Annotated in this window: 16 protein-coding genes; 4 read left to right on the forward strand and 12 right to left on the reverse strand. The window is 43.7% G+C overall.

What is annotated here, in order from left to right; genetic code table 11:
- The first annotated feature begins 4 nt into the window (after positions 1-4).
- Genes K401_RS0128490 through K401_RS0128500 form a run of 3 tightly spaced genes read left to right on the forward strand, consistent with a single transcriptional unit; the run spans position 5 to position 3,459 of the window.
- A complete protein-coding gene (locus K401_RS0128490) occupies positions 5-793 on the forward strand; it encodes a DeoR/GlpR family DNA-binding transcription regulator (RefSeq protein ID WP_024296138.1) in 789 nt (262 codons plus the stop codon).
- A 23-nt stretch (positions 794-816) separates the two neighbouring features.
- Positions 817-2,292 (forward strand): rhamnulokinase, encoded by a 1,476-nt coding sequence (locus K401_RS0128495; protein ID WP_024296139.1) that lies wholly within the window; start codon positions 817-819, stop codon positions 2,290-2,292.
- An 18-nt stretch (positions 2,293-2,310) separates the two neighbouring features.
- Positions 2,311-3,459 (forward strand): Gfo/Idh/MocA family protein, encoded by a 1,149-nt coding sequence (locus tag K401_RS0128500; RefSeq protein ID WP_024296140.1) that lies wholly within the window; start codon positions 2,311-2,313, stop codon positions 3,457-3,459.
- Between the two features lie 151 nt (positions 3,460-3,610).
- On the opposite strand, the gene K401_RS0128505 is transcribed toward K401_RS0128500, so the two are convergent.
- The 7 genes from K401_RS0128505 to K401_RS31615 all read right to left on the reverse strand — a co-directional run bounded on the left by K401_RS0128505 (position 3,611) and on the right by K401_RS31615 (position 9,986).
- On the reverse strand, positions 3,611-3,979 hold the full coding sequence (locus tag K401_RS0128505) for a DUF488 domain-containing protein (protein ID WP_024296141.1): 369 nt from the start codon (positions 3,977-3,979) through the stop codon (positions 3,611-3,613).
- A gap of 79 nt (positions 3,980-4,058) precedes the next feature.
- On the reverse strand, positions 4,059-4,583 hold the full coding sequence (locus K401_RS0128510; RefSeq protein ID WP_024296142.1) for a GNAT family N-acetyltransferase: 525 nt from the start codon (positions 4,581-4,583) through the stop codon (positions 4,059-4,061).
- A gap of 127 nt (positions 4,584-4,710) precedes the next feature.
- A complete protein-coding gene (locus tag K401_RS0128515; protein WP_024296143.1) occupies positions 4,711-5,913 on the reverse strand; it encodes an MFS transporter in 1,203 nt (400 codons plus the stop codon).
- A 142-nt stretch (positions 5,914-6,055) separates the two neighbouring features.
- Positions 6,056-6,469, reverse strand: coding sequence for an FMN-binding protein (locus K401_RS0128520; protein ID WP_024296144.1), 414 nt, complete (start codon positions 6,467-6,469; stop codon positions 6,056-6,058).
- Between the two features lie 67 nt (positions 6,470-6,536).
- Positions 6,537-7,097: a TetR/AcrR family transcriptional regulator gene (locus K401_RS0128525; RefSeq protein WP_024296145.1), complete on the reverse strand. Its 561-nt coding sequence runs from the start codon at positions 7,095-7,097 to the stop codon at positions 6,537-6,539.
- A gap of 744 nt (positions 7,098-7,841) precedes the next feature.
- Positions 7,842-8,126 carry a hypothetical protein gene (locus tag K401_RS0128530; RefSeq protein WP_024296146.1) on the reverse strand — a complete coding sequence of 95 codons (285 nt, stop codon included), beginning with the start codon at positions 8,124-8,126 and terminating at the stop codon, positions 7,842-7,844.
- A 381-nt stretch (positions 8,127-8,507) separates the two neighbouring features.
- Positions 8,508-9,986, reverse strand: coding sequence for a collagen-like domain-containing protein (locus K401_RS31615; protein ID WP_024296147.1), 1,479 nt, complete (start codon positions 9,984-9,986; stop codon positions 8,508-8,510).
- 321 nt (positions 9,987-10,307) lie between these two features.
- On the opposite strand from K401_RS31615, the gene K401_RS34300 reads away from it, so the two are divergent.
- The gene (locus K401_RS34300) at positions 10,308-10,460 is read left to right on the forward strand and encodes a transposase (protein WP_084493009.1); all 153 of its coding nucleotides are present in this window, start codon (positions 10,308-10,310) and stop codon (positions 10,458-10,460) included.
- A 585-nt stretch (positions 10,461-11,045) separates the two neighbouring features.
- Here K401_RS34300 and K401_RS0128540 read toward each other — a convergent pair.
- From K401_RS0128540 to K401_RS0128560, 5 genes are all read right to left on the reverse strand, one after another.
- Positions 11,046-11,840 carry a helix-turn-helix domain-containing protein gene (locus K401_RS0128540; protein WP_024296148.1) on the reverse strand — a complete coding sequence of 265 codons (795 nt, stop codon included), beginning with the start codon at positions 11,838-11,840 and terminating at the stop codon, positions 11,046-11,048.
- Between the two features lie 111 nt (positions 11,841-11,951).
- Complete coding sequence (locus tag K401_RS0128545) at positions 11,952-12,659, reverse strand: alpha/beta hydrolase (protein ID WP_024296149.1); 708 nt, start codon at positions 12,657-12,659, stop codon at positions 11,952-11,954.
- Positions 12,660-12,673: 14 nt separating this feature from the next.
- Positions 12,674-13,738 carry an ABC transporter substrate-binding protein gene (locus tag K401_RS0128550; protein ID WP_051153156.1) on the reverse strand — a complete coding sequence of 355 codons (1,065 nt, stop codon included), beginning with the start codon at positions 13,736-13,738 and terminating at the stop codon, positions 12,674-12,676.
- Positions 13,739-13,810: 72 nt separating this feature from the next.
- Positions 13,811-14,575, reverse strand: coding sequence for an ABC transporter ATP-binding protein (locus tag K401_RS0128555; protein WP_024296151.1), 765 nt, complete (start codon positions 14,573-14,575; stop codon positions 13,811-13,813).
- A gap of 12 nt (positions 14,576-14,587) precedes the next feature.
- Positions 14,588-15,670 (reverse strand): FecCD family ABC transporter permease, encoded by a 1,083-nt coding sequence (locus tag K401_RS0128560; protein WP_024296152.1) that lies wholly within the window; start codon positions 15,668-15,670, stop codon positions 14,588-14,590.
- Between the last annotated feature and the right edge of the window lie 217 nt (positions 15,671-15,887).

Consider the following 15,887-nt stretch of genomic DNA (forward strand, 5'->3'; position numbering starts at 1 on the left):
CGGTATGTACAATTTGGAACGTCAATCGGAAATTATGTATCGGCTAAAGAGCAATGGCAGTGTTACCGTAGCGGAATTAGCCCAATTCTTCCATATCTCCAGGGAAACCATACGAAGAGACTTGTGCGAGCTGGAAGAATCCGGCGCTTTGAAGCGCACTCACGGCGGCGCTGTCTTACAGTGGGCATTGTCCCCTGATCACAGGAAGAACTATGAATCACCCATACAGGTCCGGAACATTCAGAATGTGGAGGAAAAACGGCTGATCTGCAAAGCGGCTGCTTCGGTCATTCAGGACGGAGATACCATTTTCATTGATAACAGCTCTACCTGCTTATCTCTGTACAAATACATACCTCCGGATATCCAGGTCACCTTTATAACAAATTCCATATCTTTTCTGCTTGAATGCTCCAAAAACCAAAACCCAAATCATACCGTTGTATGCCTGGGCGGAATTTTCAAAAACTCAAACCTGTCCATTTATGGGAATATTGCAATTGAAAACGCTGCACACTATTATCCAAACAAAGCATTTTTCTCGTGCACGGGAATTAACAGCAGCAACCATATAACCGATTCCGGGATCCACGAAATCGATATAAAAAAGGCTCTGCTTCTCCATTCCCAGACCAAATACCTGTTAGCCGACTACACCAAATTCAATCAGGTTGGCCAGGTATATCTAATGGACCTAGCCGAAATTGATTATATAATTACGGACAGCAAAACGGATCTGGCCCAGCTGGCTTATTTAAAATATTCCAATGTGGAGGTTCTTGCAGCAAAATAACAATCTTCACCAGGAGGAACCTTATGAATTACGTTGCATTTGATTTAGGCGGTAGCGGCGGCAAAATAGTACTTGGCACCTACGAGAATCACCGCCTGTCCATTCGGACCCTGCACCAGTTCGGACATGGCCCGGTATCACTCTCCGGCGGCCTGTACTGGAACATCCTGGAAATCTACCGGGAGCTGGTTCATGGCCTGCGCATTGCGGTAAACATTACCGGGGATAACATACGGTCACTTGGCATCGACAGTTTCTGCAACGACTATGCCTTTGTTTCACCGGCAGGAGAACTGCTTTCTCAGGTTCACTGCTACCGGGATGACCGGACGATTAAGCATGCCGGAGAAATATACGGCATCATGTCTCCCTCAGAGCTGTACCGTGTCAACGGTAACCAGAATGCCAGTTTTAATACACTGATGCAGCTGGCCTCCATGTATTTTGAAAAACAGACCTATTATTATCAAGAGGGGAACAAATTACTTTTCATACCCGATCTTCTGATATATTTTCTCTCCGGCCGGCAGCAGACCGAATACACACTGGCTTCCGTCAGTCAGCTGTATGACTATGATCTAAAGACCTGGAGTCCGGTCATCTTAGACCGTTACCAGATCCCTTCTCATATTTTTGCGGATATTTCCTATCCCGGAACTATGATAGGAAAAACTACGGAAGAATTCAATGCCCAGCTAAACACCAAAGGCTTTCAGATCGCCGCCGTATGTGAACACGATACTGCCTCCGCCTTTCTGGCTGCCCAGGCCGGCCAGGACCATGCCATGATCAGCTGCGGGACCTGGGCCCTGATCGGTACCGAGACAGAGCTTCCCATCATCAATGAGTATGGCTTTCAATACAATATTGCAAATGAAGGCAGTTACCATGGCCATCACCGGATCCTGCGCAATGTCATGGGAACCTGGATCATTCAGCAGATAAGAGCCTATTACCGGGAACGGGGAACGGATTATTCCTATTCACAGCTGGAGGAAATGGCCGCTTTGGCTTCCCCCTTTCAATATGTCATTGATGTGGATGAGGAAGGTTTTTTCTCTCCGGAAAATATGCCGGAGAAGATCCGGAACAATTGCCGGAAACGGTATGGGGATGTACACCTTTCTGTAGGAGAAATGGTGCGGTGTGTCTACGAAAGTCTGGCCTGCAAATACCGATGGAATTTAAAGCTGCTGGAAAAGCATACGGGAAAAACATTTACCGGCATTCATATTGTAGGCGGCGGCGCTCAAAGCAAGCTGATGTGCCAATTCACTGCAAATGCCTGCGGCCTCCCCGTATATGCCGGTCCTGCAGAGGCCACTGCCATAGGCAATATTATGATGCAGCTCATGGCTGACGGACAGATCCGGTCTGTGGAAGAAGGACGGGCCCTGGTAAAGGAGGCATTTCCCTGCCGTGAATATCAGCCTCAGGATCCCGCTCTATGGAAGGATTATTATGATGGCTTTTTATCCATACAAATCACAACCCAATAAGGAAAGAAGGAATGGAATATGAAAATTTACAGAATGGGAGTTGTTGGAACCGGCTTTATCGGACGGGTCCACATTGAAACCGTTAGGCGTCTTGGAAACGTTGAAGTCGTGGCTCTTGCCGATACAATCAGTGCAAAAGAAGCGGCTGAGTCTCTGAATGTTCCGCAGTATTTTACCGACTATAAGCAGATGATCGATACCATGAAACTGGATGTGTTACATATCTGCACTCCCAATAATACTCATTTTGAAATCGCAATGTACGCCATGAACCACGGAGTTCACATTATCTGCGAAAAGCCCATGTGCGTATCCATAGAAGAAGCCCAGGCACTGACAGCAAAAGCCAGGGAAACCGGATTAATCGCGGCCATTAATTTTCATAACCGCTTCTATCCCATGAACAACCATTTAAAAAATGTAATTCAGGATGGTGAATTAGGGGAAATTTTCTCTATTACCGGAAGCTATACCCAGGACTGGCTATTGTACGAGACTGATTACAGCTGGCGTCTGAATTCTTCCGAATCCGGCAGCACACGCGCTGTTGCCGACATCGGCTCTCATTGGATGGATCTGGCCGAATATGTGACAGGTCAGAAAATCGTTGCAGTGAATGCAGATTTTTCAACGATTCATCCGACCCGCAAAAAACCAAAGGGACATGTAATTGCCTTTTCAAAGGAAAAATTCGCAGAGGAAGATTATGAGGACATTGCCATTGATACAGAAGACAATGCCAGTGTTATGTTCCGGTTCAGCAACGGCGCAAAGGGAAGCGCCTTCTTCTCCCAGGTAATCGCAGGCAAATCCGTGGCAATCGACTTATTGGTAGGCGGCTACAAGAAATCTGCGGAGTGGAACAGTGAAGTCTGCAATCAGCTGACCATCGGCCAGCGGGACAGCTGCAACCAGGTGATGGAAAAAGGCATAGCAACGGTTCATCCCAATACCAGGCCTCTGATTGCTTATCCTTTCGGTCATCTGGAGGGCTTTCCCGACGCCTTTAAGCAGTGTTTTGCCAATGTGTATAACAGCATTGACAATCCTAAAGTCATCCGTGAGTATGCCACCTTTGAGGATGGACTCCATGAAATGGTGTTGTGCAGTAAAATCTTTGAAAGCAACCAGAAGCAGCAATGGGTGAATATTCCATCCAATTCATAAGAGAGAAGAATCATATTGATGCGAAAAAAGTGCGGTTCCATGTATGGAAACGCACTTTCTCCGTATTCTTCCTATTCGATTTATCAAGGCTGCTTTTTTCCATAAAGCAGACCATCTTACCCCAGATTCTTTTAACCATATATTGACTTTATTATTCCATATCTATTTTAGATTCCAGATATTCTTTTAAAATAACAGCATGGTTTATCTGAGGGTCTTTTGCCCCATACAACAAGGTAACCATATTTTCCTTACTTTGATGGATGACCTGCCGGGCAGCTGCTTGTGCCTCAGCATCTGTATCCAGCTCAGTGCGGTAAAGCATGGCAAATTTGCCGAAGTTTTCCTTTTTATGTCCAAACCATATCCGTAGCTGTTGGCTGGGAGCCAGTTCTTTCACCCAGCCGTCCAAGTGTGCCCTTTCCTTGGAAATCCCCCGCGGCCACAGGCGGTCCACCAGCAAACGGATCCCATCACTTTCCTGAAAAGATTCATAGATTCGTTTTATTTGCAGTGTCATATTAGGTTCTCACCTCACAGTCTTCTACTGGGAAATTGATATGTAAACGGCATTTTACTACTGTATACCTGATTCTTATTTACAGCAAAAGTTCAAATAATAGAAACTTCCTTTCTATCCCAATGTCCTCATAAAAAATATCTACAGTATCGATATGCTTGAACCCATATGACAGGTACATTTTTTGCGGCACATCATTCCCTTTAATACAGTCCAGGCGAATAGCCTTTTGTTTATTCTGTTTTGCTGTCTGGATTGCGTGTTCAACTAATCTCTTTGCATAACCACGCCCACTATAGTCCGGAGAAATTCGAAGTGCATGGAGAATAGAGGCTTCTTCTTTATTGGCATCAACCTGCCATTTTACGTTATCATAAGAAGCATCACAAAGATGATTTATGATATATGCAGCCATAATGCAATCATCTTCAATTCCGACAAATAATTCATCATTATTAATAGAATCTGCTATTAATCTTCCGGAGGGAAATCCTCCTTTATTTCCTTCAGGTAAAAAAGAGGAATTACCAAGCATCTTACACATCTTATCATAAAAGATTATGATGTCATTTATCTTATCTGAACTGGCTTTTCTAACAATCATTGTCTTACTCCTCTCATTTTAAAATTCTGATTTGATTAATTATAGCAAATAAAAAAGAAAAAATATAGCATTGAATACTTGTAACTGTTTATTCAATGCTATATCTAAATAGCGGAATAAAAAACATTTAATTTTTATTCGGCACATTTTTTCTGTATTGACCCAACAGAATTATTGCTAAAATTGCATCAAGCAACAGCGTAATCCCATTGACATAGAACGGAAACCCATATCCGAAAGTGTCATACAGCCATCCGCCCATCAACGGCCCAATGACTGCGCCCAGACTAGCTGCAAACAAATACATGCCATATGCCGAACCGCGGATATTTTCTCCCGCCATATCTGCGACCAATGCTTTCTCTGCAGGAGAAGCCAGGACAACCCCTATGGACTCCAGGACCCAAAGTACAACCAATAATTTCATACTGTGAACACCGGGGAAACATAAAGAAACTATACCTGAAGCAATCAGTCCTATAACCAAGGGCATGATCCTGCCAAATTTATCACTGACCTTGCCCAGCTTTCCAGGTAAAAACCCATATACTACAGCTGCGGGCACAAAAGCGGCCGCCAATTCACCCACATCAGTGGTAAACTTCTCCTGAAGATAAATCATCAGCAGAGGGCTCACCATGGATATTGATATTGCACTGAAAAATACTACTAATAATAATTTTACAAATCCATGGTTCCATTCACTGCTGCCGCAATCAGCCGGTTCATGTCCGAAGGATTTTGTCTCCGGTATATGCCTGTATGCTATATAGCCTGCTGCAATGGACAATACTGCATATCCCTTAAATAAAATACTCCAACCGCTCATAAGAGTGAAATTGCCCATTAATGTAAAGCCTATCAAGGCACCATAAAACGATCCCTTACTGCTTGCACCATCAACTTGCCCAATAGCCGCTCCTTTTTTTTCATCCTCTGCGGTATCTATAGCAATGGAATATGCTGAAATCCACATGAACGAAGCACCTATTGCCTGGACAAACCGGCTCATATACAACATGAGAATATTGGTTGAATATGAGAACAACAACATGGACAGCCCATAAAAGAAAAACGCTGCAACGAAAAAAACTTTTCTGCCGTATTTATCAGTACCTTTCCCGATCACTGGCCTTAACAGCAAAGTTACAAGGCTGAATATTGAAAACAGCCCTCCAATAGATAATGCATCTCCACCAATTTTTTTACTATAAATCGGCAATACAAATGACATTAAACCAAAAGCAAAGGATCCTAACATTACCACTGTTTTTAACTGATGTCTGCTTTTTGATAATTTTTCAATATTACTCCCCATACCATTCACCATTTCTTCCAGCTCTTCCCAATGGGAAAGCAGGGTTTATTCATAATCAACCTGCACCAGACTTCAATTTTTATATCCTTACCTTTTTAATTGCATGCATCAACCATATGTACCGTTTTAAATTTAATTCAACTCTTGATATACCTTAATCCAGTGCCGGATACGAATTAACGTTAGACAGAGCATTGTCAACCGCCTTTTTAATCACAATGCTTGAATTGGTGGCCCCGGAAACTGCATCCACATCAATCTTTTGTTTGGCCACGATCTCGTTTACAATGCCCTCCGCAGATTTGCCTCTTTCATTGTGATGCTCTAACAAGGTTATGTTGGTAATCATGCCATTTTCTACAGCAACCTCTACTTTTGCAGAAATAAATCCGGCATCATAATCGCCAATATACGTACCATCCGGCACATCGGAGGCATTGACATTAACATAAGTAATATTGGCAATCATATCTTTGTATCTTTGAACCGAAAGAAGATAGTCTGCCAGAAAACCTACGCCAGCCATGATAGCTAGCAGGATCGTTACAATAATTATTTTCTTCCCCAAGATATCACCTCCTGAATAATTGTAATTTTTCCTCGTTTGGGGCGGGCTCCCCGCGATGGTGAACGTGTTATTGAAACTTCTCAATTAAATCATCAATAAAAACATCCCGCTGTACCTTGTCATTAAGATCAATCCCCAGTGTCAGGCGCAGGATATCCTTACGCAAAAATGCTACCTGCATGACAGCAGTAATCATAAATGAATTGATCTTATGAAAGTTTTGCATATTCCCGCCGGACAGCCGGCTGCCAAAACCGTAAACAGTACCCATGGTGTTATCCCTTTCCTCAGGCTGCTTTAAATCCCCCAAAATAGAGACTTTTGATATTTCCGGATTATCCATTAAAAAATCCATCACCTGTTTGGCAACCCGCTTGGTGGCTGCAACACAGTCCTCTTCTTCCGTATAGTTTGGGCGAAAAGCACCAATCACCCCGCTGATGATTCCCTGCACACATTCCTCAATCAACTTTTCCTTTGTACCAAAATAGTGATTGATCAGTCCTAAACCTACATTTGATTTTTCAGCAATTTTCCGGATGGTGATGTTTTCTGTCAGACCATTGGATTCCTGAATCAGCTCTATGGTTTGCTCTACGATTCTTTCTTTGGTTTTCTCCGATTTCATTAAGATTCTCCTATCACAGCTTTTACCTCAAAAATAATAGCCATTTTTCTGTTTCCTTAGAATTTGGATTTTCCGTAAGTGCAGAGGGTTCTTGTACCCGCAATCGCACCTTCGGTTTTTTCAATAATGACCAAGTCAGTTATATTCCCTAAATGCCCGAAAGCAATCAGCAGCGAATTCACTGCACTTTTTCAAATTCCATTGGAGCAACTCATTAGCCGTAAACTTTTCATTGTCCTGCGATGAGTCATAATTATTCCCCTTTTGTAATTGAACAACGTTCAATTATAGAATAGATTGCCTTATTCTTTTTGTCAAGTATTATATTATTTATTCAAACAAAAATCTTTGCCCGCAATTGAACTGATGTAAACCTACCACTATATTAATATTGGGGAAATATCCTCTCCTCCTTGTCCGAAATATAAAAAATATATATTGGTGCTGAAAGGTCACCTTAACAACTGCACCATTTGATCAATATTAATAAGCTAAGAGTCATGAATATTTTTTCAGAATGCATTCCATATAATAATTCCGGCAGAGGTATTTCAGCTGTGATTACGGAACAACGGAGGTACATCCCTTACTTGTATAATGAATGCAGCGCTACTGCTTTACATAGAAGTCGAAAACATAAAGTCCAGAGAATGGAAGTGCTTTTCTGTATATGCCTCAGACAAAATCGCATTAGACAGGCGGGAATTGACGAATGCCAATTCCCGCCTGCTCTTGCCGTTAAAATTATCCTCCCATATCCGCGATCCTGAAAAACATCAGGTGTCCGGCACTGCCGGTAACACCAGGGCTTTCCGCCAGTGTCACAGTCTCAACAGCTCCGTTTACAACCTGTACGGTGTCCCCAGCCGCTAATGTTCCAACTGTAGTATTGGTCCCATACGTGACAGCAGCATTTGTAGCTACCGTCTGCTCTGGTATATTTGCATTTGCATATGCTTGCGTAATCAGAGTCAGCCCGATGGGGCCGGTGTCACCAGCAAGCCCGGCGGGGCCGGTAGGGGCGCACATATAAGGAAAATGGGAAACGCTTTATTCTATGTCCCGAATAGAAACTCTCAAAATAAAACATGTTCCGCCACCTTTACACAGTATACAGCCCTATTGGACAAGCAGAGCGGTATTTCTGTATCTGAACAGCAGAACATCGGGCCATGTTGGGCCCGATGTATAAAGAAGGGACTGTGAATCCTTATGGGACTTGACCTAAAAACCAAGCCTTTTTCTAGACTTTTCCGAGCTTGACCCTTCAAAGACTGGCCGTTCCAAGTAAAAAATGATAATGGAATGCGGACTACGGAGGAAGACGTTCAGGATAATGGCATTAGGGCCTTCAGCTCTCATTAAGAACAGAAGGCCCCAGGAATGCCAAAATGATGAAACTATCTAAAATTACACTTCAAGATAAATAATGCTCAGATTTGCGGTTGCAAGAAGTTCGAAAAAGAAAATTTCGTTGCCCGTCACGTTGTTGAGTGTAATGACAGCCGGCGTGGTTGTGATGCTAAGAAAATCTGAACCGGATATTTGCTCACTGTTAATGATCGAAGAAGAGTTTGAGTGAACCACCCCGTTTACCTGTAAAGCAAGTGAGAATGTGATTGCTATAGGGGAACCGCCTACCGCTGCCCACCAATTAACGTAATAGCTACCCGGTTGTTGCAATATGAGCTCTCCTGTACTAGCATTGAAATTAATATAAGTGCCATTGCTGTCAATTAACTGGTTAAACGGAATGAGGTCGCCGTCATTAATCGTTTCCGTCGAGGTAATGATATATTGCACTTGAATACCTGACAGTTGGGCAGGTTGACCCGGTGGGCCTGTCGGACCGGTCACTCCATCTGCTCCCGTTAGGCCGGTGTCACCGGTAGGTCCGGTTGGCCCAGTTGGGCCAGTGTCTCCAGTTAGCCCAATAGGGCCAGTTGGCCCAGTATCTCCAGTAGGTCCGGTTGGCCCAGTTGGGCCAGTATCTCCAGTAAGTCCGATGGGACCGGTTGGGCCAGTATCTCCAGTAAGTCCGATGGGACCGGTTGGCCCAGTGTCTCCGGCAGGTCCGGTTGGCCCAGTTGGGCCAGTATCTCCGATAGGTCCAGTGTCTCCAGTAAGTCCGATGGGGCCAGTTGGCCCAGTATCGCCAATAGGTCCGGTTGGCCCAGTTGGGCCAATATCTCCGATAGGTCCAGTAGGTCCTGTATCTCCAGTTAGTCCGCTGGGGCCGGTTGGGCCTGTAGGTCCAGTAGGCCCAGTTTCTCCAGTAAGTCCGATAGGGCCAGTAGGTCCTGTATCTCCAGTAGGTCCGGTGGGGCCAGTATCTCCAGTAAGCCCTATGGGGCCTGTTGGGCCAGTGTCACCGATAGGTCCGGTGGGACCAGTAACGCCAGTAGGTCCGGTGGGACCGGTTGGGCCAGTATCTCCAGTAGATCCGGTGGGCCCAATTGGGCCAGTATCTCCAGTAGGTCCGGTGGGCCCAATTGGGCCAGTATCTCCAGTAAGTCCAATAGGACCGGTTGGACCAGGGTCGCCAGTAAGTCCGATGGGGCCAGTGGGGCCAATTGGACCAGGGTCGCCAGTAAGCCCTATAGGGCCTGTTAAGCCTGTTGGGCCAGTGGGACCGGTTGGACCAGTGTCACCGGTAAGTCCTATGGGGCCAGTTGCTCCGGTAAGACCAATGGGACCAGTCGGGCCGGTGGGGCCAGTTGCTCCAATAGGTCCAGGACCAGTTGGCCCTGTTGGTCCCTGCGGCCCAGTCGGTCCAGTTGGGCCAGTTGGTCCTAGGCAGCTTCCGGAACCCTCACAACAACTGCGACCAGCGCAACAACTACGACTATCACAGCGGAAATTATCGTTACAATTTCTACAATTACTCATTATAATCCCCTCCTGTTAAGGTGTGGTGTTTTAATTCTTTGCATATAAGTATTCTGTACAGGATTTAAAACAGAATATATAAAGAAACTTTGAATTCTTTATACCCTATAATATGTATTGAGTGACAAGTTTGTCAGAAAACGAATTAGTATGAAAGCAGTGTTTAAAATTGAGTCCAATCGGTGTACTGATCGGAAGTAAGCGTATCATAACAAGCAAACTGCACCCTTTGTTAAGGACATATTAAAAGAGGGTGTTGTAGATATGGTGTAATAAAATAAACACATAGTCAAGGGAATATTGTGAAAGGTAGTCTGCGCTATAGCAAGAAGGAACTTTGATAAAGTATTTAAAATTGTTGCAGTAAAACTTTTTCATAAAGATGGTATGTCTGTTTCAGAAATGCCAAAGGAACTTTTCATTCATTATAGTTCTTTATATCGTTGGATAAGTGAACCTGAAGAATACGAATAAAGTGCGTTCCAGAACGTGGAACCGCGCTTTATTTGTATCAGTATGAAATCAAAAACGAGCACAAGAAAACCTGAAACTTCGTAAATAGCTTGAACTATTAACAAATTCCGGGCCTTCTAAAGAAGAATACATAAGATTTTGTTATAACAAAGAACATCAAAATTCTTTAAACATCAAGAAGGCTTTCAAAACTTTAAATGCATCAAGAACTGGTTAATATAAATTCTTAAATCATAAGTAATGGAAAAGAGACGTTGAAAATCAAATGCTTAGCCAAGAGATCAAACGAGTTTTTAAGAACGTATAGATAGATATGATTCTTTACGTATAGCGAACGTATTGGTTCAGCAAAGCCTGAACATTAATCGAAATCAAATTTCAAGACTTATATGGCTTATGGGCCTTTGCCCAAAAAGCCCATGTTATTGTTACAAAAAATATAATCAAACCTAAAACCACCAAAAAATATTCATAGTAAAATCAGAAAACTATGAGCTATTGCCCCTGGGATCCCTTACATGAGGTTCATATGATGCTGATGTAATAGATAAATCCGGCATATATTGATACATTACCATAATGTACTTATTCTCCATTTTTTCTTTGTATCTGGCTCGGCGCATAGCCGGTGCGTTTTTTGAATAAACGGCTGAAATGAAGCGGATCCGCATACCCCACAGCATCCGCAGCCTGGGTCACAGTACACCCCTGCTCCCGCAGAAGCTTAGCAGCCACATTAATCCTGTAATCTATGAGAAAATCAATGGGCCGGCATTGTGTGTATTTATAAAAAAGATAGGAAAGCTGTGATTTGCTTTTCCCGATATAATTTGCCAAATCCTCCATTGTCAGTGCATTCCTGTAGTTATCTTCTATATAGTCCACAAGCTCTTTCACAATATGGTAATCTTCGGCAGCATTATCCTTCTCACCGTTGAAGAAAATGTTCTGAAAAACCTGGCGGGACAGCAATTGCTTTTGAAGAATGGAATGAATATCTATCTGTTCATTGGCATCGGCCAGTTCTTGCAAAACCGGTAAAACAGCAGGCAAATCAATGGGCATGAAAAACAATAAATTACTGCTTATCTGATGGTAATAAATATTGATATGAGTAAACGGATTATCCCCTAAAACGTGAAAAGTAAGCTGACACCCAGGGCAGCCATGCACCATTGTCCCTGGCTTTGCATTAAAGCATTTATCATCGAACCTTATCTCTGCTTCTCCCTCAAGGGGAAAGATAAATGCTCCGTGTATGGTTTGGTAAGAGGTAGGCTTGTCCGATGGGTATTTCACAAACTTTATTACATTATTCACACGGAACGGGGAAAGCCGATAAGCCTGTTTCAGTATATTCAGAGCAGTTTGAGCCTCCATTTGATCCATCCTTTCTTTCCATATGGTAATAGGGAAACCACCGCATAAGGACAGACTGTTCCTTTGCGGTGTTTTCCCAAATAGGTTTTAATTCGTATGTGTTTATGCTTGTTATGGGAACCTCTCATCCAAGTAAGCCAGTGCCCCGGATAATTTCAGAGGTATATTTTCATGATGACCATAAGAATTCCACTGCATTTCTATATTGCCCTGGGGCAAATGATTCAGGAGTGCTTCATAAGTCTCTTTTGTTGCCTGTGCAGCATTTCTTTTAATATCATGGGCATCTTTCCCTTCATCTTCTCCTGAAGAAAGAAATACGGACACGTTTTTGTTGACCGGAGCATTTTTTTTCACAAACTCAGCCCATTCCGGATACCAGAAGGAACCCGAAATTGAAACAACATGATCAAAAACATCTGTCTTATACAAAGTATATATCCCAAACAGCCCGCCAAGGGAGTGTCCCAATAATGCTGTCTTGGCAGGAGGTACATTGCCAAACAGTTCCTTATTAACGCTTGGAATGAGAACCTTCTCCAAATAATCCAGATATTCCTCTCCCTTGCCTCCGAAATCGGCAAAGCGTTCATGAAGCGCTTTGGCAGGCCAGGGTGTATACTGGGACAGCCGGTTCAAAGGCGGCACTCCGACTAAAAGAAAGGGGTATGATTTCTTTTCTTCCGGAATTTTTTCCAGTGCCTGGAAAATGAGGTCTGCATCCAGCGCATATACAACCGGACAACTGCTTGTTCCGGAAGAAAAGCCGGGTGGCACCAACAGTTCCAAGTCTCTCCCTGCTGCATGAATTGTTTCCATTTGTTCCACCTTAATTAGTTATAGAGGAAGTCTGAAAGTTCTTCCAACGTATCGAAGTTACGCACACCATAGTCCATAAAAGCATCATAGGGTATTTCAATGATCCTGTTATTTACGACAGCCGGTATTGATGCCAGTACTTCTTCATTTTTTATACTTTCTACAGCCTTTGCATCATTTTCCGCATTGCGGTCCGCGGTAATATAAATAATAACATCTGGATTTGCTTCTACAAGGTTTTCCAATGTTAGATTGGAACCGCCCTTATCCATGACATTTACACAATTTAATGCGGAAAGCATTCCATTTTGCAGTTTCGCATTTGCACCGAAAACCACAAATGTTCCTTCCTTATAAGTTGCCATAACCAACACACGAAACGTTTTGTCTCCAGCTGAAGCCGCAACCTTTTCTGAAACTGTGTTGAAACGCTTTGTCAGGTTTTCGGCATATGCATTTGCTTTATCCTGAACATCAAAAATTTCACCCAGGGCAGTTACGTCATCAATAATATTCTTCATGGAAACATCCGTGCTCATATCACTTGCTTTTTGTGCATAAACGTTGATCCCCAGCTCATTTAGTTCCGGAATGGAGCCAAAGGTACCCTCTGCAAACGTTGCGCTGCGTCCGATAATAACATCCGGCTGGGCTGCCGCAATTACCTCTTTGCTGATGGTCATCTTATCACCCAGAATGTCCAGTGAATCATACAGTTCTTTCCACTCCTCTCCCGGTGCATTGTCAATGGCTATTGTGCCCCCAATCTTGTCTGAAAGACCTAAGTTGTAAAGCAGTTCTATGGATGATGCATTGGCTGTAACAACTCTGTCCGGAGCCTTGTTATATGTCTGCCCTATGGTGACAAAGTCACTGCCTTTTGTTTCTACCGTAATCGGATACCCGGTATTCACGCTACCGCTTTGTGAAACTTCTGACGAAGGGGAGGACGTACTTTGTGGGGCAGCAGTAACCTGAGAGTTATCCCCCTTTGGACTGCATCCGCTTAAAATTGCTCCTAAAATCATAGTACCTGCTGTAAAAGCCGCCATGTTCTTTCTCATCCTGTTATTTTTCATTTCTTACTCCTTTTTTAATCAATCGGATATTCGCAATCCGCTTCGCTGCTTAATGAGGTTAAATTTGTCATGTTACACAAGCGGAAAATAGCTGATTGCCATTCCTGCCTGACTGTCCTCTGTTATCTTACAATCCACCCCATAAATCCGGCGTACCATTTCGCGGTCAATAATCTCTTTGGGTGATCCATAGGAATCAATCATCCCTTTGTTCAAAATGTAAATGGCATCGCAATATTGTGCTGCCAAAGATAAATCATGAAGGGCTGCCAAAACGTTAATACCTAAATTTTTGATAATACTTAAAATCTGCAGCTGATATGTAATATCCAGGTGATTTGTGGGCTCGTCCAAAATAAGAAGGGACGGCTGCTGTGCCAGCGCCCGCGCCAAAACAATCCGCTGCTTTTCTCCTCCTGACAAGGTGGCAAAACTTCGTTTTGCATAGCTTTCCATACCTACCTTTGCTAAAGAATCCGCCACAAGATCCCGGTCCTTCTGCTTCTCCCTTTCCAAGGCACCCAGGTGAGGGGAACGCCCCAGCATAACAATTTCTTCAACCGTTAAATCAAAATTTATATTGTTGAACTGCCCTACGACTGCCATTTCCCGGGCCAATGCTTTTGGCTTGTAGCTTTGCAATGGCTTATCATCCAGCATTACCACACCGTCAGATGCCTTTTGCATACGGTATACCGTTTTAAGCAGCGTGGATTTCCCACTGCCGTTAGGCCCTAAAACACCAATAAATTTTCCATTTTTAACCTCCAGGGATACTCCTTTTAAAATCTCATTTGCCGCTAAATGAACTTTTAAGTCCCGTACAGTAACATCCATTCTCAAACCTCACTAACCAAAACGGTAATGCCGTTTTATTAAAATATAGGCAAAAAACGGTGCGCCAATCATAGATGTTACAATTCCAATGGCAAGCTCCCCATTGGGTATTACAACTCTTGCCAGCGCATCCGCCCAAACCAGAAATATTCCGCCCAGCAAAACCGTAACAGGCAGCAGGCGGCGATGGTCCGCTCCCACTACAGCTCTTGCAATATGCGGAATCATAAGCCCCACAAAGCCGATCACACCACAGGCAGAGACCAATACGCCGGTTAAAAGAGCCGCCGCTGCCATATACAGCTTTCTGTAAAAGCTGAGATTTACGCCCAAGGTAGATGCCGCCTCATCACCGAGCAGCATGGTATTTAAAGTCCGGTACTGGCTGAGAAAAAACATGCAGCTGGCAGCCACAACGCAGCTGGGCAAAATAAGGTTATTCCAGCTTCCCCGGGTCAGGGATCCCATTGTCCAGAATTTTATGCTTAACATACCGTTTCCATCGCCGGCTACTGAAATAATAAAATTTGAAAAAGAGGTGCATATGGCATTAATAATAGTTCCGGAAAGAATCAGCTTGCCTGATGTGGCCTGTCCGCCCACAGAGGCCAGGAATAAAACCGCACCGGTAGCTCCCACTGCTCCCAAAAAAGCCAGCAGGGATACCGAAGATATGCTGCCGATGAACGGAATCGCGGTACCGATAAAAACCGCAATCGTAGCTCCCAGCGACGCTCCGGAAGATATCCCCAGAATATACGGCTCTGCCAGAGGATTTTGTACTGTTGCCTGCATGACTGATCCACACAGTGCAAGACCGGCACCTGCGGCAACACCAAGCAAAACTCTGGGAAAGCGGATTTTCCATATGATGGAAGCATTGGCGCTCTTTAAAATTTCACCTGTTCCCTGCCTTTCTATACCAAACAGGCGGTTCATAATGATGGCATATGTATCAGTAAGGGATATGTGTACCGCACCAAGCCCAAGAGCCAAAAATACTGACAGAATGAGGGCGGCACATAAAAGAGCAACAACCAGCCTGAAAGGAAATGACTTTTTATTATTTACGGAACTGAATTTTACCTTTTTCAAAACAGGCCTCCTACTTTTTGTTAGGCAAAACTAACTGCCAGGTTATTATACATAATTTTAGCCTTTGATACAATGGGGAATAATTTAATACCATGGACAATTATTAAAAAACGATACTATGTCAATCCGGACCAATGCTTTAAAAGAGAACAGCGGCCTTGGTTTATCCAAGACCGCCCTTTGGCTTTATTATGTCGTTTTTCATGTAATCTTCCAG

This window comes from Lacrimispora indolis DSM 755 (genome assembly GCF_000526995.1).
Classification (GTDB): Bacteria; Bacillota; Clostridia; order Lachnospirales; family Lachnospiraceae; genus Lacrimispora; species Lacrimispora indolis.

Excerpts from the sequence above, each read along its gene's own strand:
- K401_RS0128550 (WP_051153156.1), bottom strand. The coding sequence starts at position 13,738 with ATGAAAAATAACAGGATGAGAAAGAACATGGCGGCTTTTACAGCAGGT.
- K401_RS0128505 (WP_024296141.1), bottom strand. The coding sequence starts at position 3,979 with ATGACACTGCAAATAAAACGAATCTATGAATCTTTTCAGGAAAGTGAT.
- K401_RS0128515 (WP_024296143.1), bottom strand. The coding sequence starts at position 5,913 with ATGGTGAATGGTATGGGGAGTAATATTGAAAAATTATCAAAAAGCAGA.
- K401_RS31615 (WP_024296147.1), bottom strand. The coding sequence starts at position 9,986 with ATGAGTAATTGTAGAAATTGTAACGATAATTTCCGCTGTGATAGTCGT.
- K401_RS0128545 (WP_024296149.1), bottom strand. The coding sequence starts at position 12,659 with ATGGAAACAATTCATGCAGCAGGGAGAGACTTGGAACTGTTGGTGCCA.
- K401_RS0128500 (WP_024296140.1), top strand. The coding sequence starts at position 2,311 with ATGAAAATTTACAGAATGGGAGTTGTTGGAACCGGCTTTATCGGACGG.
- K401_RS0128495 (WP_024296139.1), top strand. The coding sequence starts at position 817 with ATGAATTACGTTGCATTTGATTTAGGCGGTAGCGGCGGCAAAATAGTA.
- K401_RS0128510 (WP_024296142.1), bottom strand. The coding sequence starts at position 4,583 with ATGATTGTTAGAAAAGCCAGTTCAGATAAGATAAATGACATCATAATC.
- K401_RS0128490 (WP_024296138.1), top strand. The coding sequence starts at position 5 with ATGTACAATTTGGAACGTCAATCGGAAATTATGTATCGGCTAAAGAGC.
- K401_RS0128530 (WP_024296146.1), bottom strand. The coding sequence starts at position 8,126 with ATGTGCGCCCCTACCGGCCCCGCCGGGCTTGCTGGTGACACCGGCCCC.
- K401_RS0128525 (WP_024296145.1), bottom strand. The coding sequence starts at position 7,097 with ATGAAATCGGAGAAAACCAAAGAAAGAATCGTAGAGCAAACCATAGAG.
- K401_RS0128540 (WP_024296148.1), bottom strand. The coding sequence starts at position 11,840 with ATGGAGGCTCAAACTGCTCTGAATATACTGAAACAGGCTTATCGGCTT.
- K401_RS0128555 (WP_024296151.1), bottom strand. The coding sequence starts at position 14,575 with ATGGATGTTACTGTACGGGACTTAAAAGTTCATTTAGCGGCAAATGAG.